23 protein-coding genes are annotated in these 22,418 nt (G+C 45.4%); 13 read left to right on the forward strand and 10 right to left on the reverse strand.

From position 1 onward, the window contains the following. Positions 1-34: 34 nt before the first annotated feature. The 3 genes from LZG75_RS05715 to LZG75_RS05725 are packed head-to-tail and all read right to left on the reverse strand — an operon-like array spanning position 35 to position 2,046. Positions 35-1,207 (reverse strand): NAD(P)/FAD-dependent oxidoreductase, encoded by a 1,173-nt coding sequence (locus LZG75_RS05715; RefSeq protein ID WP_233936089.1) that lies wholly within the window; start codon positions 1,205-1,207, stop codon positions 35-37. Then, entirely contained in the window at positions 1,185-1,352 is a 168-nt protein-coding gene (locus LZG75_RS05720; RefSeq protein WP_233923916.1) for a rubredoxin, read from the reverse strand. Before LZG75_RS05720 ends, LZG75_RS05715 begins: the two co-directional genes overlap by 23 nt. 40 nt (positions 1,353-1,392) lie before the next feature. Continuing rightward, positions 1,393-2,046: an FABP family protein gene (locus tag LZG75_RS05725; RefSeq protein WP_233923917.1), complete on the reverse strand. Its 654-nt coding sequence runs from the start codon at positions 2,044-2,046 to the stop codon at positions 1,393-1,395. 58 nt (positions 2,047-2,104) lie between these two features. Between LZG75_RS05725 and LZG75_RS05730 the strand changes: the two genes are divergently transcribed. Then, positions 2,105-2,392, forward strand: coding sequence for a hypothetical protein (locus tag LZG75_RS05730; RefSeq protein ID WP_233936092.1), 288 nt, complete (start codon positions 2,105-2,107; stop codon positions 2,390-2,392). Between the two features lie 61 nt (positions 2,393-2,453). On the opposite strand, the gene LZG75_RS05735 is transcribed toward LZG75_RS05730, so the two are convergent. Further along, positions 2,454-3,188, reverse strand: a complete 735-nt coding sequence (locus tag LZG75_RS05735; protein ID WP_233936094.1) for an ABC transporter substrate-binding protein — start codon at positions 3,186-3,188, stop codon at positions 2,454-2,456. 220 nt (positions 3,189-3,408) lie between these two features. Between LZG75_RS05735 and tcuB the strand changes: the two genes are divergently transcribed. The 6 genes from tcuB (at position 3,409) to LZG75_RS05765 (ending at position 10,018) form a co-directional block, all read left to right on the forward strand. Beyond that, positions 3,409-4,584: a tricarballylate utilization 4Fe-4S protein TcuB gene (tcuB, locus tag LZG75_RS05740; RefSeq protein WP_233936096.1), complete on the forward strand. Its 1,176-nt coding sequence runs from the start codon at positions 3,409-3,411 to the stop codon at positions 4,582-4,584. Positions 4,585-4,651: 67 nt separating this feature from the next. After that, the gene (locus LZG75_RS05745) at positions 4,652-5,878 is read left to right on the forward strand and encodes an aminoacetone oxidase family FAD-binding enzyme (protein WP_233936098.1); all 1,227 of its coding nucleotides are present in this window, start codon (positions 4,652-4,654) and stop codon (positions 5,876-5,878) included. 170 nt (positions 5,879-6,048) lie between these two features. Then, positions 6,049-6,660, forward strand: a complete 612-nt coding sequence (locus LZG75_RS05750) for a hypothetical protein (protein ID WP_233923922.1) — start codon at positions 6,049-6,051, stop codon at positions 6,658-6,660. Positions 6,661-6,739: 79 nt separating this feature from the next. Continuing rightward, entirely contained in the window at positions 6,740-8,062 is a 1,323-nt protein-coding gene (locus tag LZG75_RS05755) for an efflux RND transporter periplasmic adaptor subunit (RefSeq protein ID WP_233936100.1), read from the forward strand. Positions 8,063-8,082: 20 nt separating this feature from the next. Next, the gene (locus tag LZG75_RS05760) at positions 8,083-8,775 is read left to right on the forward strand and encodes an ABC transporter ATP-binding protein (protein ID WP_233923924.1); all 693 of its coding nucleotides are present in this window, start codon (positions 8,083-8,085) and stop codon (positions 8,773-8,775) included. A 4-nt stretch (positions 8,776-8,779) separates the two neighbouring features. Further along, positions 8,780-10,018 carry an ABC transporter permease gene (locus tag LZG75_RS05765; protein ID WP_233923925.1) on the forward strand — a complete coding sequence of 413 codons (1,239 nt, stop codon included), beginning with the start codon at positions 8,780-8,782 and terminating at the stop codon, positions 10,016-10,018. A gap of 5 nt (positions 10,019-10,023) precedes the next feature. Here LZG75_RS05765 and LZG75_RS05770 read toward each other — a convergent pair whose 3' ends face one another. Continuing rightward, complete coding sequence (locus LZG75_RS05770; RefSeq protein ID WP_233936103.1) at positions 10,024-11,478, reverse strand: carbohydrate porin; 1,455 nt, start codon at positions 11,476-11,478, stop codon at positions 10,024-10,026. Positions 11,479-11,624: 146 nt separating this feature from the next. Between LZG75_RS05770 and LZG75_RS05775 the strand changes: the two genes are divergently transcribed. From LZG75_RS05775 to LZG75_RS05800, 6 genes are all read left to right on the forward strand, one after another. After that, on the forward strand, positions 11,625-11,873 hold the full coding sequence (locus LZG75_RS05775; RefSeq protein WP_233923927.1) for a FeoA family protein: 249 nt from the start codon (positions 11,625-11,627) through the stop codon (positions 11,871-11,873). Beyond that, positions 11,870-13,768 carry a ferrous iron transporter B gene (locus LZG75_RS05780; RefSeq protein ID WP_233936107.1) on the forward strand — a complete coding sequence of 633 codons (1,899 nt, stop codon included), beginning with the start codon at positions 11,870-11,872 and terminating at the stop codon, positions 13,766-13,768. Before LZG75_RS05775 ends, LZG75_RS05780 begins: the two co-directional genes overlap by 4 nt. Positions 13,769-13,813: 45 nt before the next feature. Then, positions 13,814-14,533: a haloacid dehalogenase type II gene (locus tag LZG75_RS05785; RefSeq protein ID WP_233936111.1), complete on the forward strand. Its 720-nt coding sequence runs from the start codon at positions 13,814-13,816 to the stop codon at positions 14,531-14,533. A 7-nt stretch (positions 14,534-14,540) separates the two neighbouring features. Next, on the forward strand, positions 14,541-15,578 hold the full coding sequence (locus LZG75_RS05790) for a tripartite tricarboxylate transporter substrate binding protein (protein WP_233936113.1): 1,038 nt from the start codon (positions 14,541-14,543) through the stop codon (positions 15,576-15,578). A gap of 116 nt (positions 15,579-15,694) precedes the next feature. Further along, the gene (locus LZG75_RS05795) at positions 15,695-16,198 is read left to right on the forward strand and encodes a hypothetical protein (protein WP_233936448.1); all 504 of its coding nucleotides are present in this window, start codon (positions 15,695-15,697) and stop codon (positions 16,196-16,198) included. 30 nt (positions 16,199-16,228) lie between these two features. Continuing rightward, positions 16,229-16,672 (forward strand): glycine zipper family protein, encoded by a 444-nt coding sequence (locus LZG75_RS05800; RefSeq protein WP_233936124.1) that lies wholly within the window; start codon positions 16,229-16,231, stop codon positions 16,670-16,672. A gap of 62 nt (positions 16,673-16,734) precedes the next feature. Here the strand turns inward: LZG75_RS05800 and LZG75_RS05805 are convergent, their stop codons facing one another. The 5 genes from LZG75_RS05805 to trxA all read right to left on the reverse strand — a co-directional run bounded on the left by LZG75_RS05805 (position 16,735) and on the right by trxA (position 22,359). Next, on the reverse strand, positions 16,735-18,126 hold the full coding sequence (locus LZG75_RS05805; protein WP_233936126.1) for an MATE family efflux transporter: 1,392 nt from the start codon (positions 18,124-18,126) through the stop codon (positions 16,735-16,737). An 18-nt stretch (positions 18,127-18,144) separates the two neighbouring features. Then, positions 18,145-19,863, reverse strand: coding sequence for a glycosyltransferase family 39 protein (locus tag LZG75_RS05810; protein WP_233936129.1), 1,719 nt, complete (start codon positions 19,861-19,863; stop codon positions 18,145-18,147). Between the two features lie 144 nt (positions 19,864-20,007). Further along, positions 20,008-20,373 (reverse strand): type B 50S ribosomal protein L31, encoded by a 366-nt coding sequence (locus LZG75_RS05815; protein WP_233936132.1) that lies wholly within the window; start codon positions 20,371-20,373, stop codon positions 20,008-20,010. Between the two features lie 155 nt (positions 20,374-20,528). Further along, complete coding sequence (gene rho / locus LZG75_RS05820) at positions 20,529-21,791, reverse strand: transcription termination factor Rho (protein ID WP_233923935.1); 1,263 nt, start codon at positions 21,789-21,791, stop codon at positions 20,529-20,531. Positions 21,792-22,032: 241 nt separating this feature from the next. Then, entirely contained in the window at positions 22,033-22,359 is a 327-nt protein-coding gene (gene trxA, locus LZG75_RS05825; RefSeq protein WP_233923936.1) for a thioredoxin TrxA, read from the reverse strand. Positions 22,360-22,418: the final 59 nt, after the last annotated feature.

A 22,418-nucleotide genomic window follows, 5' to 3' on the forward strand; every position in this document is an offset into this window, starting at 1 on the left:
CAATCTGTCGGTGGGTTTTTTATTGCTTGGCTCACTAAATTAAAACGGGTGGGAGTAATTTAGCTAAGGCGGCACGCTCGGTAGTTGCTGTACCAACTAAGGCAAAGCCCAGTAGCTTACCAGTGGCACTTTTAAAGCACGCCTTCATACCACCTTCTTGAGCAGTTGATTCCCACATACCCACCGCATCTTTAGCAGGTGGAGAGACCACGATTGGCATAGCCGGTGTTTTTACCATCACTGGCATTGCGGGGTATAGCACGGTTACCTCTTCGCCGAGTAAGTTTGGGGCTAAGGCCCGTGCAGCTTGCATGAGAGGCATGACATACGGCAGAACTAAACCATCAACTTCGGCGCAATCACCCAGCGCATAAACTTGAGGTGCAGAGGTTTCGAGCCGACGATTAACCCGAATGCCCTGGTTAGTGTTGAGGCCAGCTAACTTTGCCAAAGTCGTACGGGGCCGCAAACCAACCGCCGATAGCACTACATCACTCACTAGTTGAACCCCATTTTTTAGTTGAATCAGCAGGGCATCTTGATGATGGGTAATGGTTTCAATCGTTGTTTCAAAATGCCAGCTTACGCCAGCATTGGCTAGCTCTCTTTTTAGCTCGGCAGCAGCACTGGGCGGTAGCAGGCGCCCCAGCGGTTGGTTAGCTAAATCAATTACATCTACGGTGTATCCTCCAGCAATTAAATCATTAGCAAATTCAGTACCAATTAAACCCGCGCCTAAAATTGCAATGCGTTTTTTATTGGTAATGCGCTCACGGAAAGAGCGGTATTCTTCTAAGTCATTCACTGAGATAACTTGATCTGCAGCATCACCCTGCAAGGGCAAACGAATTTGATCGGCACCTAAAGCTAAAACTAATTTTGTGTAGCTAATATTGCCCTGAGCACTGGTAATAATTTGGTTTTTGATGTCGATTGCGGTGACTTCAGTTTGCGCCAAAATAGTGATGCCTAATTGCGCTGCCATGTCCTCGCGTGAGCCAGTAATTAATTGCATGGGCTCTTTTCTCCCGGCAATAGCAGTCGAGAGCATCGGCTTCGAATAAAAGTAAGCCGGCTCACGGGTAATTAGGGTGACGGGTATTTCTTGATTTAATTTGCGAATTTCCCGAATGACGGTGTAACCCGCTAAACCACTTCCAATGATGACTATCGGTGCCTCAAGCTTAACCAATTTGGACCATTTCAAAATCGGATTTTGCCACGCCACAATCGGGGCATGCCCAGCTATCGGGTACATCAGCCCAAACAGTACCAGGGGGAAGCCCATCTTCGGGCAAGCCTAAGGCTTCATCATAAATAAAGCCACAAACGATACATTGCCACATTTTCATAGTAAAACCTTTCAAGATTTAATGGTTAAACGCAGCAGCTTTAAGCCGCTTGAGGAGAATATAAATGCGCTGCTAAACCATTGGGGGTGGGCTCACCAATTTTATGCAAGGTATTAACATCGGTATGGTGAAATGGTTCAGTTTGACCTTTAATTATGAGAATGGTATCGAGTTGATATGACCACGTGCCATCAGCATTAAAACTAACTTCAATATGGTACTCAGTGGTTCTAAAGGCATATTCAAGAAACGGATTAGACGAAATACCTGAAGTAGGATCATTTTGATAGGCGCTTAATTTAAATTGATCTACCTGAGGGTCTACGGTATTCGAGGCCATGGCAATTTGACCGCGCGGGATTGTCAAGGTTTGCATCACTAACTGGGTTTTGGGATCCCACAACCAGTACCCAACTTGATCGTGATACATCTTGATATTGTCGGGCTTGGTAATAAAGGTGTGATAACGCAAACCATATAGCAGTTGGGGGCCATTGGTTTGAGGGTCGATAGGCTGTAGTTCGATATGCTCTACATAGGCTTGTTGCTTAGGGCCCGCTGCTTTGGGTTTTACATCCAGCCCCTTAGTGCCCTCCCATATTCCAGCAAGGCGGGTAAGCGGGCCGAGGTTTTTCAGCGTATCTACACTAACGTCGCTAGGCTCGGTATAAATATCGGAGGGAAACTGTGCCATGACGATTCTTTCAAAGAGTATGATGATTCTACGAATTGTATTTGATGAGGAGATTTAAATGGTTCAACGTATATCCCAAGTAGTGCTTTCAGGCTTTATCGCAGCTGCAGTAGCTATGCCTTCAGCAACTGTCTTTGCTCAGGCCGCTGCGCCAGCAGCGCCGGTTGCTCCTGCTGCAGCGCCCGCGCCAAGCGCCGCGCCAATGGCTAGCCCGAACACGCCTTCTGCTGCTGCGCCAGAAAAAAGTGCCAAGCAAGCTAAGAAAGATAAAAAAGCCAAGAAAAAGGCTGACAAGAAAGCTAAGAAAAAAAACCCAAAGGCTAGCCAGTCGAATTCTGCTACGTAATCTACGCGATAGTTGTTCACAAGGCTTTTAGTAATTAGCAACTGACTTCATCGTGCAAGGATTACTCGGCTACGCGAGCGCCTTCAATCTGATGGCGCTTCATAGCCTCAGCAACAAAGCCCGATGATTTCAGATTAGTAATGATGGCGCTTAAATAGCTCGTAATTTCTGCGCTATTGGCGCGTTCTTTTGGGGTGCCAATGGCCTGATTGATGACCATGAAGCGACCTGGCAATAAACGGACATTGGTATAGCGCTTCGCGTCAACCTCGAGTTGCTGCTTCACGCCGGCGGCAACATTCCCTTTACCACTCATAAATTCTGTGACCACTGCAGGTGAGCTTGCTACTCGTATGAGGCTCGCTTGTTTTATTTCACGCGTAAGAAAGAGATCGTAGGCGCTGCCTTTGCCAACCACAATTTCATTTCCAGGACGGTCGACCTCATCGTTTTTTTGGAATGGGGAATTGCTCTTCACTAAATAAGCCCCTTCGATTTGAATATAGGGAGGGGTATAGCTAATATCAGCACCGCGCACTGGATCAATCGCGACAAAAATGAGATCAAGGCTACCATTTTTCATCGCTTCAACAGTAGCGCCAGCACTTTTAAATAGCTGAAAATCAATTGCTACGCCCGCTTGTTTGCCAATAGCATTCGCAATATCAACCGATACGCCTTTTGGCGCCCCTGTGCCAAGCTCTAGGGAGGCTAAAACAGGGTTGCCTAAATTGATGCCAACCCGTAATTTACCCGTGGGTGCAAAGGTTTGAATGAGGGTAGGAGAAAGTGGCATATTGGTAGGAGGGTTAGTTTGACTAATGGCGGCAGTATAAAAAAAGCCGATTACGCAAAAACAGCACAATCGCAGCACTTGCTGCAGCAATGCTGAGTGCCAAGCCAGAGGCCTAAGAAATTTCATTTTATCCAATCGTGTCTGCATCGGTCAAAATTCATGATAGTGGATATCATATGGACTTGATAATTGGTATTTCACCTGAGGAACTAGTAGACGGATGCGGCAACTGAATTTATTAGTGGCAGAAGCTCAAGCTTTAGGCGCAAATGCTGCCGAAATAGCAATCGATCCAGCAGTGGGCGAGGTTGCACGTATTCTACAAATTTGTAATGCCTGCCGTTATTGTGAGGGGTTTTGTGCAGTCTTCCCAGCGATGACGCGGCGCCTCACATTTAGCCCGAGTGATATTCATTATTTAGCCAACTTATGCCATAACTGTGGCGCCTGTTTACATGCTTGCCAATATGCACCACCCCATGAGTTTGGCGTCAATGTGCCGCAGTCTATGGCCGTAGTGAGAAAGGAAACTTATATTGAATATGCTTGGCCACGAGCACTTGGGGCCCTATATCGTAAAAACGGCATTACTTTAGTCCTGGCAAGCTCGCTTGCACTCATTTTTTTCTTGATATTAACGCTAGCATTAAATGGTAGTTTAATGAGCCCCAGTGTAAATGGAAACTTTTACGCTGTCTTTTCGCACAACACGCTAGCTTATCTATTTAGCGCCACCTTCTTATTCGCCGTGCTTGCTTTAGGTATTGGGGTAAGGGATTTCTGGCAGAATATTTCTCCTGGTGGCATGGGTTCGACCAGCTTAGTGGCAAGCGCAGAAGCGGCGCATGATGCCCTTACCTTAAAGTACCTTGGCGGTGGCCATGGCGAAGGCTGCAATAATGCGGACGATGGTTTTTCCTTATGGCGTAAACGTTTTCATCATTACACCTTTTATGGTTTTGGTTTATGCTTTGCTGCCACTAGTGTGGCCACGCTATACCACTATGTATTTGGCTGGCAGGCACCCTATGCAATTTTGAGTCTGCCGGTTATCTTAGGAACGGTAGGCGGAGTAGGTTTAGTCATCGGCCCGCTAGGTTTGTTGTATTTAAATTTCACCCGCGCAGAGCAACATGGCGATGCATCACAAAAGCCAATGGATCGCGGCTTTATTTTGCTATTGTTGCTCATTAGTATTTCTGGATTACTATTGTTAGCGTATCGCGAGACTGCGGCCATGGCAATTTTATTAGCAGTACATCTCGGCTTTGTCATGGCATTTTTTCTCACCATGCCCTATAGCAAATTTGCCCATGGAGTTTATCGGGTAGCTGCCTTGTTGAAAAATTCTATTGAAAAACGTCAAGCTAATAATTTGATGTTAGGTTCCGAATGAGTAATCTCATTTCTTATATCCGCGCGGTCCGCGTTTTGACTTTGCCGAGGTTGCCGAGATTTTATAAGTGAGCACACCAGCAATCTGGGACGCAATTATTATTGGCGGTGGCGCTGCAGGACTATTTTGTGCTGGCCTAGCAGGTCAACGTGGTAAAAAAATTCTGGTGTTGGATCATGCTGAAGTATTGGGTGAAAAAATCCGTATTAGTGGTGGTGGACGCTGTAATTTTACGAATACCGATTCCAGTCCACAACAATTTTTATCTCTTAATCCGCATTTTATGAAAAGTGCTCTAGCGCGTTATCCCGCTAGGGCATTTATTGATTTAGTAAGAGCTTATGGGATTAGTTTTCACGAAAAACATGCAGGACAATTATTTTGTAATAACTCGGCCAAAGAAATAATAGACTTACTTTTTCAGGAATGCGCTAAAGGCCAAGTACAAATTCGGCATCCAGTAAGCGTTAGTGCGATTGATTCGACATCATCACACTGGGCAGTAATGACTGCACAGGGCATCCACAACACCCATGCAGTAGTTCTTGCTACCGGTGGCTTACCCGTTCCCGCAATAGGTGCCAGCAGTTTTGCTTTAGATCTTGCTAGGCAATTTAATATTGACGTGATTACACCACGTGCGGCATTAGTGCCACTGTCGTTTACAGCAAAGGCATTTGCTCAACTCGATTCTTTAGCAGGCATCAGCTTGCCAGTAGCTATTCGCTCAGGGATAAAAGGACAGCAGTATGGAGCCAGCGTATTTCACGAGGATTTATTATTAACCCATAAGGGTCTTTCGGGCCCTGGTGTATTGCAGGCAAGTAGTTATTGGGAAGAGGGCGAGCTAATTGAAATTGATTGGCTGAGTAATAAAGCGGGTATGCCTGGCGCAACATTATTTGATGAAATTTTTTCTGCCAACGTAAACCGTCTTAAAACTACTGAATATATTTTGGCGAGTGTGATGCCCCTGCGATTAGCAAAAATGTTTGCTGAGCAAGCGGGTTTATTGAGCAAGAAATGGGCTGAAGTTGGCAAGATTGAGCAGCAGGCATTAAAAGCCAGTCTCACCCAATGGCGGGTTAAGCCGGCTGGTACCTTAGGCTGGAATAAGGCTGAAGTGATGCGTGGCGGGGTAAATACCGACGCTTTAAATGGCCAGACCATGATGGCGCGGAATCATCCTGGCCTCTACTTTATTGGTGAATGCGTTGATGTGACAGGGCATTTAGGGGGCCATAATTTCCAATGGGCCTGGTCCAGCGCCTATGTTTGTGCTTATTCCCTTTAGGGCGCATGCGCTAGATTATTAGAGAATTTATTGCATTGCAATAAATTAAGCTTAAATAGCCATAGAAACAGGTTAGAATGCTGACAGATTAATGGCGTATTCCCAGCTGGCTAGTTGCCCGCTTTACGTTTTGCGGCATTAACTTTCTTTTATTTCTTTTAGGGGTTATCTTGAAAAAATCATTACTATTTGCAGCAATGCTTGCAACCGTTACTGCAACTGCAATTGCTCAACCAGCTAAACCAGCTAAACCAGCCATGATGCCAATCGAAGCTGGTGTAGTTGTTATTACTGCCACGGTTGATTCAGTGGATATGAAAGCACGCACCGTCATGTTTAAAGACGACAAAGGCAATATGGTAGGAATGCGCGTTTCTAAAGACGTTAATAACTTAGGCAAAGTTAAAAAGGGCGATATTTTTGTAGTTGAGCATGCTGAAGCTGTTGCCGTAGGCTTAACAGCAGCAGGTAAAGATGCAAAACCTGGCGTTTCAGGCGTTCGCTCTGTACAAATTGCCGGTAAAGGTGGTGCTAAGCCATTTACCGATATTACCGACACCGTTTTTGCAACTGTCAAAATTACTGCAATTGATGCCGCTTCACGCGTTGTCACCTTCACCCTGCCAAGCGGTGAGAAGCAAAAAGTAAAAGTGGACAAAGCTGTACTTGGTCTTGAGAAATTTAAAGTTGGTGATGATGTGATGGTTGAGTATGCTGATGAAACAGTCATTACTTTTGTTACACCTCCAGCAGCTCCAGCAGCAGCACCTGCAAAGAAGTAAACTAGCTTGCGGTTATGCCGCTTTAGCCTGATAAACCCATCAGAGTGATCTGGTGGGTTTTTTTAATTGATTAATAAAGATGTTAAAAAGAATAAAGCCTTTTTTCTTGCGCGTAACGCAGCTAGTGAGCAGAAGCTGGTTTGGCGGTATGCTAACTCGTTTCATGCAGCGCTGCTTCGTGGGTCGCTGGCGCTGGCTTAGTATCGGCTTGATCACCTGCATGGTGATTACGCTCTTGTGGTTTCTAGTACGTTCGGTTTTCGGTTTAAATACGCCCGATTTCCGTACTGCTTTAATTGAGGAGGGCCCTCTGGTTGCTTCAATTAATGCCAGTGGTATTTTAAATCCAGTAAAACAAGTTACGGTAGGATCACAAGTAACTGGTATGGTAAAAGAATTATTAGTCGATTTTAATTCGCCAGTAAAGCAGGGGCAAGTGATTGCTTTAATTGATCCACGCGATTTTCAAGCTAAATATGATCAAGCCTTGGCTAATTACACCTTAGCACAGAAAAATCATCAATTTAACCTTAAGTTAATTAAACAGGGTTTTATTTCCCCACAAGCCCTAGTGCAAACCGAAGCGGCTTATAAAACAACTGAGGCGGCTTTACGATCAGCAAAAAAATCACTTGACGATACAGTTATTCGAGCACCTGTCGATGGCGTAGTTGTGAAGCGGAGCGTGGAAGTTGGGCAAACCGTGGCGGCTAGTTTACAAACTCCTGAGATTTTTATTATTGCAAAAAATTTAGCTGAGATGCAAGTCGATACTGCAATAGATGAAGCCGACGTAGGTCGTTTAAGCGAGGGACTGAATGCCAGTTTTACCGTCGATGCATTTCCTGGCCGTATCTTCAAGTCTAAGATTACACAAATTCGTAAAGCACCAACAACCATTCAAAATGTGGTGACTTATACGGTGATATTGTCAGCCGATAATCCCGATTTCAAGCTCTTGCCGGGGATGACAGCGAACGTAAAAATTGTGATCGATAAACGCGAAAAGGTTTTAAAGGTACCTAACGCGGCTTTGCGTTTTCGTATGCCGGCTGCTGGCGAAGTACAGTTGAGTACATCACCATCCAGTGCGGGGCCACCTGTTAGCGCTTCTCGTAAAGGCGGCGGTGGCGCTGGCGGTGCGGGTAATCGCGGCGTACCGACGATCCGCCGTATTTGGCTCTTAGAATCTGAAGGTCTTCGTTCTAAGGCAGTGCAGCGCATGATTAAGACCGGCTTAAGCGATGGTAATTTCACCGAAATTTTGCCCGATGATGACACAAAATTACCGCCCCTTAAAGTAGGTGAGGAAGTGATTATTGGCATACAGTCGCCGGATAGTAAATCTTCTGGCGCTGCCAGTAGCAGCCCAAGTCGGCCGGCTGGCCCACGCATGTTTTAAAAACACAATTAAATGACGTGTTGATTCATACTAAAAATTTAAGCAAAACATATGGCATGGGCGATCAAATCGTCCACGCCTTAGATCATGTATCACTGGATATTGATGAGCAAGATTTTGTGGCGATAGTGGGCGCATCGGGGTCTGGCAAATCTACTTTTATGAATTTGATTGGCTGCCTTGATCAAGCAACAAGTGGTTCTTATCATTTGGCTGGAGAGAATGTCGAAGTAATGGATACGGATGCTTTAGCAGATATTCGTAGCCGCAGAATTGGTTTTGTATTTCAACAATTTAATTTGTTACCGCGAACCTCGGCCCTCGATAATGTGGCACTGCCCTTACTGTATGCGCGTAATGGCCCACTAGCCCATTTAGATCAGCAAGCGCGCATCGCTCATGCTCGCGTACGTTTAGAGCAAGTGGGGCTGGGCAAGCGTTTGACCCATACACCCGCTGAGTTATCGGGTGGCCAACAACAACGTGTTGCGATCGCGCGAGCCTTAGTAAATGATCCCCTTTTAATCTTGGCCGATGAGCCTACTGGCGCTTTAGATTCTAAAACTTCAGTTGAGGTATTAGAATTATTGACCCGTCTAAATCAGCAAGGTATGACGGTGATAGTGGTAACCCATTCCTTAGAGGTTGCTGCTTATGCCAAAAGACAAATAACTTTTCGTGATGGTCAAATCGTTGATATTCAAGTGAACTAGCGTAATGCAACTAGATCTTAAAACCAATTTATCGATTGCCTTATTAGCGTTACGAATTAATAAATTGCGCTCGATATTAACGATGCTGGGCATCATCATTGGTGTGGCGGCGGTGATTACGATGGTGGCCGTAGGCAGCGGCGCTCAGGCTCGCGTGAAAGAACAAATATCCAGTCTTGGCTCTAATTTAATGATATTAATTCCTGGTACCTTATTGCAATCGGGGGTGCGTCTAGGCGCAGGTAATGCACAAAGCTTAACCGAAGAAGACGCTATTGCGATTGTGCGCGAGGTACCCGAGGTTGCCATTGCCGCTCCAACTTCACGGGGCGCTGGACAAATCGTGACTGGCAATAATAATTGGGGTACCACTATCTATGGCGTCAAAAATGATTACTTTGATGCGCGTGAGTGGACTTTAGCTAAAGGTCGATTTTTTGATGCTGGCGAATTACAAGGTGCAAGTAAAGTGGTGATTTTAGGGCAAACGGTTGCGCGTGAATTATTCGAAGAGGTTGATCCGCTTGATCAAATGGTGCGCATTAAAGGCATTCCATTTTTAGTGATTGGTGTTACAGAGCGCAAAGGGCAAAGTAGCCAAGGTCAAGATCAAGATGATGGCGTATTTGTACCATTATCTACTGGGCGCAGGCGGATTTTTGGTGAGGCCTTAGGGCGAATTTCACGGGTGGGCTCAATTATTGTGAAGGTTGGGGCTGGTGAGAATATGAAACTAGCCGAAGAACATATTACTGAATTATTGCGGCAACGCCACCGTCTTCAGCCTACTGCTGATAATGATTTTACAGTGCGTAATTTGACCGAGATATTACAAGCGCAAGAGGCATCGAGTAAAGTGATGTCGCTTTTATTGGCTGCAGTGGCATCGGTAAGCTTAATGGTAGGTGGCATTGGCATTATGAATATTATGCTGGTCTCAGTAACCGAGCGGACTCGAGAAATTGGTTTACGCATGGCAATTGGCGCGCGCAGTAAAGATATCTTGGCGCAATTTTTAGTTGAGGCGATGACTTTAGCTACTATTGGTGGCGTGATTGGGGTGTTAGTAGGATCTATTGCTTCGTTATTAGTGGGTTCGCTTGCCGGTTGGCCAGTCGAGCTATCGTTTGCATCGATTGCGCTTGCAGTTGGATTTTCTGCCGCGATTGGTATATTTTTTGGTTACTATCCTGCCAAGAAAGCTGCCACTATGCAACCGATTCAAGCTTTGCGTTATGAATAGTTTCTTTAGAGTTCAAGGTGGGCGCGTAGGCCAAAGAAATTGACCGGGCCCCGTGCAGCGTTATAGGCTGGATTAGCAATGCGCTGATAGTCGGCAGTTAAGTAGACACCTTTATAAACATTCAAACTATAGTAAGTTTCAATAATTTGTTCGGGCTTATATTTCAAGGCACCGTCACCGATAAACATCGTGCTGGCTTTTAGTTGTAAGTAGTTAATTTCAGAAGCAGAAATGCCATTGGCTGCAAAAGCTAACCCAAAGGTATCTTCTTTGCGGTTCCAGATTGCACCATTCACAGAAACACCGCCAGATAATGACTTGCTAATGTCGTATGTTTGGGTTTCAGTTTGGCCATTATTCCAACTCCAGCGCGCAAAAATGCCGATGTCCTTGGTCAAAGCTTGCTCTGCATTTAAGCCATACCCCCATGCCGTTTGATTGGCTTGCCGAGCGTTATAGATTGAGGGGACCGAATTGGTTTTAGCAGCTAAGCTAATGGCATTTTGATAGTTGGCCATATAAGCATGGGTTTGAAACCATAAAGCGCGAATTTTTCCTGCTTGGTCCCCTATGGTATGGTCACGGGTAATTTCAATTTGATTGCCGTAATCTTGCGTCATGCTGTAATCAAGCTGCAAGGTATTAGGCTCGGTTGGCATGGCAAAACGTGCTGCACGTGTCACCCAATCACCCTGATACCACTCTGCAACTACGCCATAGGTATAGCCTTTGGTGTCTGCTGCAAAGCTATAAGCACCGCTGGACATAATGGCATAGTTTAAAAATTGGGTACGCGGATCACGGCTATAAGTATTGGCATCAAAAAAGTCTAAAGCAGCAAACTTACCGTAACTAAAGACCAATCGATTTTTATCAACATTACCAGCTAATTGATTGGCTACCCCTTCAATATGTTCCTTACCGCCACCTAGGCCAAAGGTTTGGCGTATAAATGCGCGCGCAGTGTAATACGAAGGGGGTACTGAAGTCCCTTTTTGTAATTCCCCATTGGTAAAACCACCCAGTCCACTAAAATTCGAAAAGGGCAGCCCCTCAAACATTTCTGGGTTGTAATACACCTCCGCACCTTCCCATAAGCGCGCCCCCAAAAATACCGTGGCAGAAAAGGTGTAGCTGCGACCAATATCGCCCTCAGTTTTATTCAGCATACTTTTTTCACCATAGTAGGGTGAATTAAAGTTATTTTTCCATTGCGATATATAAGTTGATTGCGCGTGAATGCTCCATTGCTCGGTATCATTGGCTAATGGCGTTAAGCTATCAACAATCGGCGTATCGGAGATGGCTTCCGCTGCAATGGCAGGAGGTATGGCGATCAAGGATAGGGCAAGGAAAAGGAATAGGGCAGGAAAATTGAGTTGATAGTGTCCCGCCCAGCAATTAATTTGGGTTCGAAGTTTGCCAAGTAGATGGCGATACTGGAACTGAAAATCCGACATGTTTTAACGCCAAAATCAAAAAAACGCTCTAAACCGATAATAGGAATCATTCTCAATAGAATAGCTTATAATGATAATGATTCTTGATAACAATTTTCGGCATATGAAATGCTTGCGTGATTCTAGCTTGTTAGTGTGAAACAACCATGAAATCCATCACTGTGAACCAGCTTCCCATTGGCTTAGTAAGACAAGTCGAGCGCGTAAATGCGCCGAGTAATAAGCCTGAATTAGCCCAACAATTAGAAGATATTGGGTTTTTGCCTGGCGAGCAGGTAACTGTATTGCGGCGCAGCTTGCTGGGCGACCCTTTAATGGTGCGAATTGGCACTTCAACTTTTGCTTTACGGCGCGCCGAGGCTCAATTGATTGAGGTGGCAATTATTTCTCAATGAAATCGAGCAAGATTCATTTTTTTGATAGCGATCCGCTGTTAGCGTTATTGGGTAATCCTAATTGCGGCAAAACAGCACTCTTTAATTTGCTCACCGGTAGTCGGCAAAAAGTGGCGAATTATGCTGGCGTCACCGTTGAACGTAAAGAAGGGCGCCTCACACTGCCTTCGGGTAAAGCCATCCGCATTCTAGATTTACCGGGCGCATATAGCTTGTATCCCCGTTCGCTTGATGAGCGAGTAACTTGCAATGTGCTGCTCGGTCGTGCCGAAGGCGAAAAGCGCCCCGATTTAGTCTTATGTGTATTAAATGCTACAAATCTACGCAGAAACTTACGGTTAGTGTTAGCAGCAAAACGCTTGGGTTTACCCTGTATTGTTTTGCTCAATATGGCAGATATTGCCCAGCGCAAGGGTTTAAAAATTAAGCTTGCTGATTTATCGGCGGAGTTAGGTTTGCCGGTGATTTCGACCATTGGCATCAAGCCACACGGGGCTGATGACTTGAAGCACTTTTTAGATGAGCTGGACTGGTCGAATTTATCTCGGCTAACTACAGGAACTGCACAAGTTAATAGCCTACTCAATCACACTGAAACCGATAATCTGCGGGTTCATCAAATACTAGAAAAGCTCGCACTCAACGAAGTGGTGCCTGATGTATTAGCCGATCGTCTCGATCGTATTTTGCTGCAGCCAATATTCGGCCCCATGATTCTTGTAGCAATACTTTTTTTAATTTTTCAAGCCGTTTTTAGTTGGGCTGCCCTGCCGATGGAAGCAATTAAGTGGGTAATTGATGCTTTGGCGGGAGTAGTCAGTTCCCATATGTCAGATTCTTGGATACGTAGCCTGCTCATCAATGGCATCTTGGCAGGTTTAGGAGGGGTATTAGTATTTCTACCGCAAATTTTAATCCTGTTCTTTTTTATTTTGCTGCTCGAAGAGTCGGGTTATTTACCACGAGCTGCCTTTATATTAGATCGCTTAATGGCGACAGTTGGCTTATCGGGCCGCTCTTTTATTCCCTTGTTGTCAAGTTTCGCTTGTGCTATTCCGGGCATCATGGCTACGCGGAGTATTTCTAATCCACGAGATCGTCTTGTAACCATTTTAATTGCTCCGATGATGACTTGTTCAGCGCGCTTACCTGTATATGCTTTATTAATTTCTGCTTTTATTCCCAATCAAAAGTTATGGGCGGGCCTTGATTTACAGGGTCTCGTATTATTTTTTCTGTATCTTGTGGGCATTGTTGGCGCAATGGCGGTGGCTTGGGTTTTGCAGCACTTTACCAGTAAGCAATTTCAAGTACATGCTTTAATGATGGAGCTGCCGAGTTATCATTTGCCCCGTTTAGGTAATTTACTGATTAGTTTATGGCAGCGATGTGAAATATTTTTGCGACGGGTAGGCGGAGTTATTTTTGTGCTTACAGTATGCCTATGGGCGCTCTCTAGTATTCCTGCCCCACCACCAAATGCTAGTGGTGCGCCGATTGAATATAGCCTTGCGGGCATGTTAGGTAAAACATTGGCAGTTATTCTTCAACCGATTGGTTTTAATTGGCAAATTAGCATAGCTTTAGTGCCAGGCATGGCTGCACGTGAAGTCGTGGTGAGTTCATTGGCGACTGTTTATGCTTTATCTGTAGTTAATACTGAAGCTAGTCAATCTCTGATTCCGTTAATTTCCCACGCATGGAGTTTAGCCACCGCACTTTCTTTATTGGCCTGGTTTGTCTTTGCGCCGCAGTGCCTCTCGACCATTGCAGCAGTGAAGCGCGAAACAGGTGGTTGGAAAATTCCCCTGATTATGCTTGGCTATTTATTTGGCTTAGCTTATTTAGCCTCTTTTATTACTTATCAAACTGCACTTATTTTTGGATGGGGATGAGATAATGAACCTTCGGCAATCCTTGCTTTAAATATGGTAACTCCTATGCAAGCCTTGAGTAATGTAGGCGCAATTCGTGTTTTGGCCTTTGATGTTTTTGGTACCGTCGTTGACTGGCATGGGTCTATTGCAAAAGAAGTTTCTCAATTTGATCTCAATGTTGATCCATTAGCATTTGCCACTGCTTGGCGTAATGGCTATAAGCCCGCTATGGCCCGTGTGCGCTCGGGTGAGTTGCCCTGGACGCGTATCGACGATTTACATCGGATGATTCTGGATCAAGTGCTAATTGAGTTCAAGGTTGATGCACTGAATGAGGCGCAGAAAAAAGATTTGAATTTGGTGTGGCATCGGCTAGCCGCGTGGCCCGATACCGTACTGGGTTTACAGCGGCTCAAAAGCAAATACACTATTGTGACTTTATCGAACGGGAATTTAGGCTTATTGGCCGAGATGGCGAAAAATGTGGGGCTGCCGTGGGATTTAATTTTGTCAGCCGAAGTGTTTCGTCATTACAAGCCTGATCCAGAAACCTATTTAGGGGTAGCGGCAACCTTTGATATTGCTCCCGAGCAGGTCATGCTGGTGGCTACCCATAAAGACGACTTATTAGCGGCCCACAAACTAGGTCTTAAAACTGCGTTTGTTGAGCGACCCTTTGAGCACGGGCCCAATCATTTGCGTCAAGATATGCAGGTGGAGACTTGGACTGATTTTCATGCTAAAGATTTTCTCGATCTAGCACATCAGCTTGGTATAAGTTAATTTACCCGTGAAAAAACATTTTCAAATAGTTGCAAGTTTATTGTTGAGCTTAGTTTTTTGCCTGCTGAGCACAGTAGCTTTTTCGCAAGCGAATGCGCATAAAAATGCTAGTGCTAGTGCTAGTAGCCAGAAAAGCGACGTGATGCTGTGGCCCAAAAAGCCAATTCATCTGGTCGTGAGCTTTACGCCTGGGGGTGCTCCCGATTCATTGGCGCGTATTTTGGCTGAAAGTTGGCAGAAGACTCTGGGAGTAAACGTCTTAGTTGAAAATCGCCCAGGTTTTGGTGGCAATATTGGCGCCGACTATGTAGCTAAAAGCGATGCTGACGGCTATACCTTGTTAATTGGCACCGTTGGCATCCATGCAATTAATGGCGTGCTTTACGAGAAATTGAGCTATGACCCTGTCCGTGATTTTGCACCCATTAGTTTTTTAGCTAGCACCCCGAATGTATTGGTAGTGAATAAAAAATTAGGGGTCAGTAATTTAAGTGAACTCATTACCCTAGCCAAAACCGAGCCTAATCAGCTGACTTTTGGTTCATCGGGGTCGGGTACTTCTTTGCACATGTCGGGTGAACTAATAAAGGAAATGACTGGAATACAAATACGGCATATTCCCTACAAGGGGCGGGCACAATTTTTACCTGACCTCGTTAGCGGGCGCATCAGTATGGCTTTTGATAATCTGGTTTCAGCATTACCATTAATTCAGGCGGGTGAAATACGCGCAATTGGTATTACTTCGCTAAGGCGTTCGGCGGCTGCACCCGATATTCCGACTATTGCAGAGCAAGGCTTACCAGGTTTTGAAGCGGTTTCTTGGTTTTCCTTGGTAGGGCCTGCGGGTCTGCCTATTGCAATACAAACTCGCTTAAGCCGACTGACTAAAGAAGTCTTGATGCAGCCTGTTGTACAGAGCAAATTAAGGGCAAGTGGGCTCGAGCCTGCACCGAATAGTCCCACAGAATTAGCACGCTTTATTGACCAAGAACGAGAAAAATGGACTGGAATCGTGAAAAAGTCGGGGGCTAAGGCCGATTAGGCCTATTTTTGAGGGATTAAATGAAGTGCTTTGTCAGCGTAGTATCTTTTCAGCCGTTAATAGCTGATCAGCATAGAATAAATACTGACGACTAACCCCGAATTTATGGAGAGATTATGCAAAAAAAGCTCAAACCTAATTCAACCCAATCTAAATTTGATCCGCATGGCTTTTTTGGGAAATCCACTTTTACTATCTTAGCGCTTATCTGCGGGCTTGCAGGTCTATCTCATACTAGCTTTGTGCAGGCTGGCGCACACTATGGTGGGTGGCGAGGTGGTAACGGAGGCAGTGCTGGATGGAACGTTGGCTGGCGCGGTGGACCTGCTTACGGCTATGGTGGTGGCTTTCGTTACGGCTATGGTTGGGGTTACCCATATGCGGTTGCCCCTGTTTTTGTAGGGGCGGGTTTTTATGGGCCGCCGGCTTATCCCTATTCTGCTCCTGTGGTCTATACACCACCTGAGCCTATGGTCATGGTTTCTCAGCCCCAGCCTAACATTTGGTATTACTGCGCGCCGAGTAAAGCTTATTTTCCGTATGTGCAAACTTGTGCAACCGATTGGCAGGTGCTACCTGCTATGCCGCCCTCTGGGGCTCATGAAGTAAAGCCGCAGTAGCGCAATTTTTAATTTATTTAAAGGTCTTTAATGAAACGTTTAATTTGTTCGGCTTTTGGCGTAGCCGCTACTGTTATTGGCTTAGCCGCATGTACTTCAGCCCCAACTGGCCCAACGGTAGCAGTAATGCCAAGAGCAGGCAAACCCTTTGATGTCTTTCAAAAAGAAGATCAAGAATGCAAACAATACGCTACCAGCTCCACCGTGGATACATCGAATGCAGCTTTGAAAGAGGGGGCAACTAGTGCTGCGGTTGGCGCTGCGTTAGGGGCAGTTGCTGGCGCTGTTATTCAAGGTGGTAATCATCAAAATGTGGGAACGGGCGCAGGAGTGGGTTTATTGGGCGGCGCAGCAATGGGAGCAGCAAACGCAGCAGGCAAACAAAATCAATCACAAACCCAATACAACATTGCTTATCAACAATGCATGTATGCTAAGGGTAACCAAGTACCAAGCTTCCCAACCCAGCGCTAGAAGCACAAAACGATGATTGCTGAATGATTCAATACTTTAATTGGCTTGTTGATTTTTTAATCTTAAGTTACAACAGCCGGATGCGTTAATTCAAACCGTTCAGCGGTTCTTCTAAATAAATATAGTAAGAGCATAGCTGCTAAGCCAAGGCTAATGCTATTGGCCAACCAAAAGCCACTTGCGCCTTGCATCGATAAGGGAACAGAGCCAGTCATGTTAAATGCCAAAATATAACCGCCACCTAAACCCACGCCCCACAGAGACACAGCGTAAATAATCATTGGTAGAAAGGCGATGCGATAAGCCCGCAAGATAAATGCTGCGGTAACTTGTAAAGAATCGAATATTTGATATAAAGCTATAAATAAAAACAAAGGAATGGCAAATTGTTTTACTGCTGCGGGTGGGTTGTATAGGTCTAGCAAAAGCATACGCAGAAACCACACTGCGATACCGATTGCAATACATAATAAGGTAGTAAAGGTGACGGCAGACCAGCCAATTTCTTCGGCACGATCTTGGCGATTGGCCCCAATCGATTGTGAAACCAAAGTCATAGTGGCAATCGAAAGTGAGAGCGGCACCATATAGATGACAGTGCCAAGGTTAGCCACAATTTGGTGTCCTGCTAGAGCGGTAATTCCAAAACGGGCTATAAACAAAGACATAAACGTAAATGAAGTTACTTCAATTAGATAACTAAAACCAATGGGCGCGCCTAACTTCAAGATGGTCCAAATACGTTGTAAGTTAGGCCAACTCAATTGCTTAAAGATTGCAAAGGGTCGATAGAATTTACCGTTCCATACAATCATTAAAGTGACCAACAGCCATAACCAAGTAACAATAACAGTAGCAACTGCGCAGCCGGGCCCACCCATCGCCTCGATCCCCAGTCCACCGTAAATAAATAGAGCATTTAGAGGTAGTTTTAAGGCTAGCCCAGCAAGTTGGACGGCAGTAATGACTGCCGGTCGTGAGACGGCATTATGGAGTGCCATTAAAACCCGCATGCCTAAACTGGCCGGCAGGCCAATAGCTAAGATCGATAAATACAGATTTGCTTTAGCATGAATCTCAGCGTTTGCATGGGCAAGGTCTAGGAGATAGTCGGCATTAAGTAAAACCGCGCATCCCAAAATTGCTAAACCAATAGCCAGCCAGGTTGCTTGTCTTACTTCTTCGCCAATTTCATGAGACCGCTTTGCGCCAAAGAGTTGGCCTGCTATAGGTGCTAAAGCAGAGACAATGCCCGTTAAGCCAACATAAATACTAATAAAGATTGCTGAAGCCATCGCTAGGGCCGCTAAATCTTCAGCCGAATAGCGCGCAGTCATGGCGGTATCGAGTACGCCAAAAGCGATAACAGCTAGTTGACCCACCAAAATAGGGGTAGCCAACTTTAAAATAGCCGGGACATCTTCGCGTAAACGCGCTAATTTAAAATGAATCATCTGCAGTACCCGCGCGTTCTACTGCAATTGTTCTTGATAGAGGCGCAACCGCTCATCGCGGTCAGCCGCACGACGGTCTTCCCAAAGTAAAGTTAACTTTTCTCGATTTAAGTGACCCAAACCTTGAACTTCATTGGGGTTATGGGTAAGAAGCCACGGGCAATTGAGATCATCGCGCAATGGCAGGCGGGTGAAATAATCAAATGAAGCTAATTGCGAGTACCCCAAATGCGTGGTATCGATGCAATAGGCCTCTTTGGGTACGGCTTGAGTTAAGCGTTGAGCCACGTATTGATAGGTCTTAGCATAGTTAATAGTGGGTAACCACAGGGTCATTAATAAAACCCACATGAGGGTAGTGCCTGAAGCCGAAATAATTAAACAACGCCAAATGACTTTAGGCGCGCGCGAGGTGCGCCAGCGGATTACTAAGCCCCATAAAGAAGTAATAATGATGGCAGCGATAAAGGTGGTGAGATTAAATTCTGCTTGAAAGCCCGGAATATAGCGCCCAACATTACTTGCCGTACTTGCTGGAAAGCCGGTTATTTTGGCAAACCAAATGAGCCAAATCATGAAGCCAATCACAGTAAAACTGAGCATGGCAAACCAATCGATAAAGCTAATGAGATTGCGTTTCAAAATGGGCAAACTAAAAACCGCTAATACTGAAAGAGGTGGAATCAAAATAATTAAATCATGATCATTGGCTTCAGTACGAAATAAGTTATATAGGAGACCACCCAAGGCAATACCCAATGGAATGCAAATATGGGGTGCGCGCCATGAGCCGGCTTTTTTTTGCCCAACCCAGTGCACTAAGGCAATGAGTGCTAAAGGCCAAACTGGCCATGCATAGAGCCAAAAATTAATACTTAAAAAACTGAGGGATTTATATGAGGGATAAGCTTGCATGAGTGGCCAATTCAGCCAGCCCTCGAGTGCATTGGCTTGTTGCGCCGCGCTGAGATCAAAATAGAGCCACAGTAATGGCCAGAAGATAAGCCCAATGATTCCTAAGACAATCGATGTAATCGACCAACGAAAGCGCAGACGAGCATTACTTGCGGCAACTGCGCTAGCAGTGCCAATGGCTAATAAAGCCGCCATGATTAAATTACCCGAGAGGATCACAATAGCAAGCCCAAGGCCTGTCCAGATGCCCCCTTGCCATGGCTTATCTAAGCCACGAATAGTGCCGTAGAGCATCAGGCTTACACCCATGAGTTGTGCCATCATTGGCGTGGTTTCGTGAGCTTGCTGGGCAATGCCGACACAGGCTAAGAAAATAAGCAGCGCGCCATCGGCCAAGGTCATGCCATATTCCTTGGCATGCGGTTGTCCACCAAGCGCAAAACTCATGGGTTGCACCTCAGGGCGTCGGCCTAGCAAATAACTGGCATACCAAATTGCTAAAGCAGCAGCAAAAAAACAGAGCGCTGAATAGATACGGGTAGCGTTGGCCAAGCCAACGAAGGGACCAAACCAATCCATTAGAAGGGCGCCTAACCAGTAGGGAAGAGGTGCACCCATCGAGGCATCGCGTCCTGCCAAATGAGGCACCAACCAATCTTGGAGACCGCCGTGATGTAAAGTCCACATCACTCCAAAACCAATTGCGTCTTCGTTCTTCCAGGGATCGCGCTCAAAAAGACCAGCTAAGCCATATACCAAAGTCAGCGAAAAAATAATGACTCGCGGAATCGAAGCGGTAGAAGCGGCGGTAAGTTTAACCATCAGTTACACAATTTTAAAAATTTCAAGTTTTCAGTTTTAATAACGAGCACTTTTATAGCGACTACTCTAGGTTTTCCAATAAAAAAGGCAGCACAGGCTGCCTTTTTTCTACCGCGGGGGATGTGCTGCTTACCCCCAGCAAAATTAAGCGGGTTTTTTAGCGGCCACTTTTTTAGCCACTGGTTTTTCAGTTGCTTTTGCTTCTTTAGCGGCAGCTTTCTTTTCTGCGGTTTTAGCAACGCCATCACCAGTTGCTTTAGCAACCGCTTTGCTACCAAATTTCTGGCGGAATTTCTCAACCCGTCCAGCGGTATCCATAATTTTTTGGGTGCCAGTATAGAAGGGGTGTGATTCAGATGAGGTTTCTACTTTAGCCAAGGGATACTCTTGACCGTCTTCCCATTTAATCTTTTCTTTTGTGGCAATGGTAGAGCGGGTTTTAAAGCTAAAGTTATTCGAGACGTCGACAAAGACGACTTCGCGGTAATCGGGGTGAATGCCAGGTTTCATATTAAGTCCTTTAGCGGGTAGCCGTTTCAGCCCTTAATTTCAGCCTAAAAAGACTAAAGAGGGGGAAATACTTATCCAGGTTTTATTGGGAAAGCAAAATTATGCCATGAAATCAATGGGAAAGGCGAACTTTAGCCCTTTTGAGGCCAGGGAATTTAGCCCCCGCGACGCATTAAATCAAAGAATTCCGCATTATTTTTGGTCGATTTAAGCTTATCCACAATAAAGTTCATTGCTTCAATTTCGTCCATATCGGCCAACAGCTTACGTAATACCCAGATTTTTTGCAGGTTTTCAGCTTTGACTAGCAACTCTTCGCGGCGGGTGCCCGATTTATTGAGATTAATTGCGGGGTAGACCCGGCGCTCGGCTAAACGCCGCTCGAGGTGCACTTCCATATTGCCAGTACCCTTAAATTCCTCATAAATTAAGTCATCCATACGACTACCTGTTTCTATTAGGGCGGTAGCGATGATGGTTAAAGAGCCACCTTCTTCAATATTGCGGGCGGCACCGAAAAAGCGCTTGGGGCGTTGCAAGGCATTCGCATCAACACCACCTGAGAGCACCTTACCAGAGGAAGGCACTACGGTGTTATAGGCGCGCGCTAAACGGGTAATCGAATCCAGCAAGATGATGACATCTTTGCCCATTTCGACTAAACGTTTAGCTTTTTCAATTACCATTTCAGCAACTTGTACGTGCCGTACTGCTGGCTCATCAAAGGTGGAGGCAACTACTTCGCCACGTACTGAGCGCTGCATTTCAGTAACCTCTTCAGGGCGCTCATCTACCAACAGCACAATTAAAATAGCATCTGGGAAATTGGTTGAAATGGCATGCGCAATATGTTGCATCATCACCGTCTTACCAGACTTCGGTGACGACACGATAAGACCGCGCTGACCAAAGCCAATTGGCGAAATCATGTCGATGATGCGGCCGGTTAAATTTTCTTCCGCTTTAATATCACGCTCTAAATGAATAGTGCGATTAGGGTGTAGGGGGGTTAGGTTTTCAAACATGATGCGGTTTTTAAGCGCCTCTGGGGGAAGACCATTAATTTTGTCAACCTTCACTAAAGCAAAGTAACGCTCGCCATCTTTCGGCGTCCGTACTTCGCCCTCAATGCCATCGCCAGTGTGTAAATTAAAGCGGCGAATTTGCGCTGGCGATATATAAATATCATCTGGCGAGGCCATGTATGACGATTCGGGTGAGCGTAAGAAACCAAAACCATCAGGTAAAACTTCAAGAACGCCATCACCAAAAACAGATTCGCCCGTTTTGGCGCGTTTTTTAAGAATCGCAAACATTAGCTCTTGTTTGCGCATCCGTTGGGTATTTTCAATTTCAAGGCTAGCTGCCATTTCAAGCAGAGCGGAAACGTGGAGGACTTTAAGTTCAGTAAGTTGCATAGATTTTCGGTGGGTAAATCAGAGTAATTAAGAGGAAATCAGGAAAACGAGATTTAGGGAGGGGAGAGAGCTTAAAAAGAAACTATGGGGGGAGAGGGGAACTAAGGGGGGGTGGCTGTATTGAAAACAGCGCTATTGAGGGTGAATACTACACTAAAAAAGGCAAATAATAGAAAAAAAACGGTATTTCATCAGCTCAGCCCTGATTAGATCAATGGGTGAGCTAATGAAAGTCTAGACTTTATATATGACTATCGATAAACGCGGTCATTTGCGATTTTGCCAATGCACCGACTTTTTGAGCGGCTACAGCCCCGTTTTTAAACAGAATTAAGGTGGGAATGCCACGAATATTAAATTGTGCTGGAACCCCTTGATTTTCATCAACATTCATCTTGGCAATTTGCAATTTATCGCCATATTCTTGGGAAAGTTCTTCTAAAATGGGGCCAATCATTTTGCAGGGCCCGCACCATTCTGCCCAAAAATCGAGCAGTACAGGTTTATCCGATTTCAGCACATCTTGTTCGAAAGATGCGTCACTAACATGTTTAATGCCGGCACTCATGAAAATTCCTTCAATAGATAGATGGGTAGCGTTACAAGGCTTATATTAGCATTTAATGA

Source organism: Polynucleobacter sp. IMCC30063, from assembly GCF_021395235.1.
Taxonomy (GTDB): Bacteria; Pseudomonadota; Gammaproteobacteria; order Burkholderiales; family Burkholderiaceae; genus Polynucleobacter.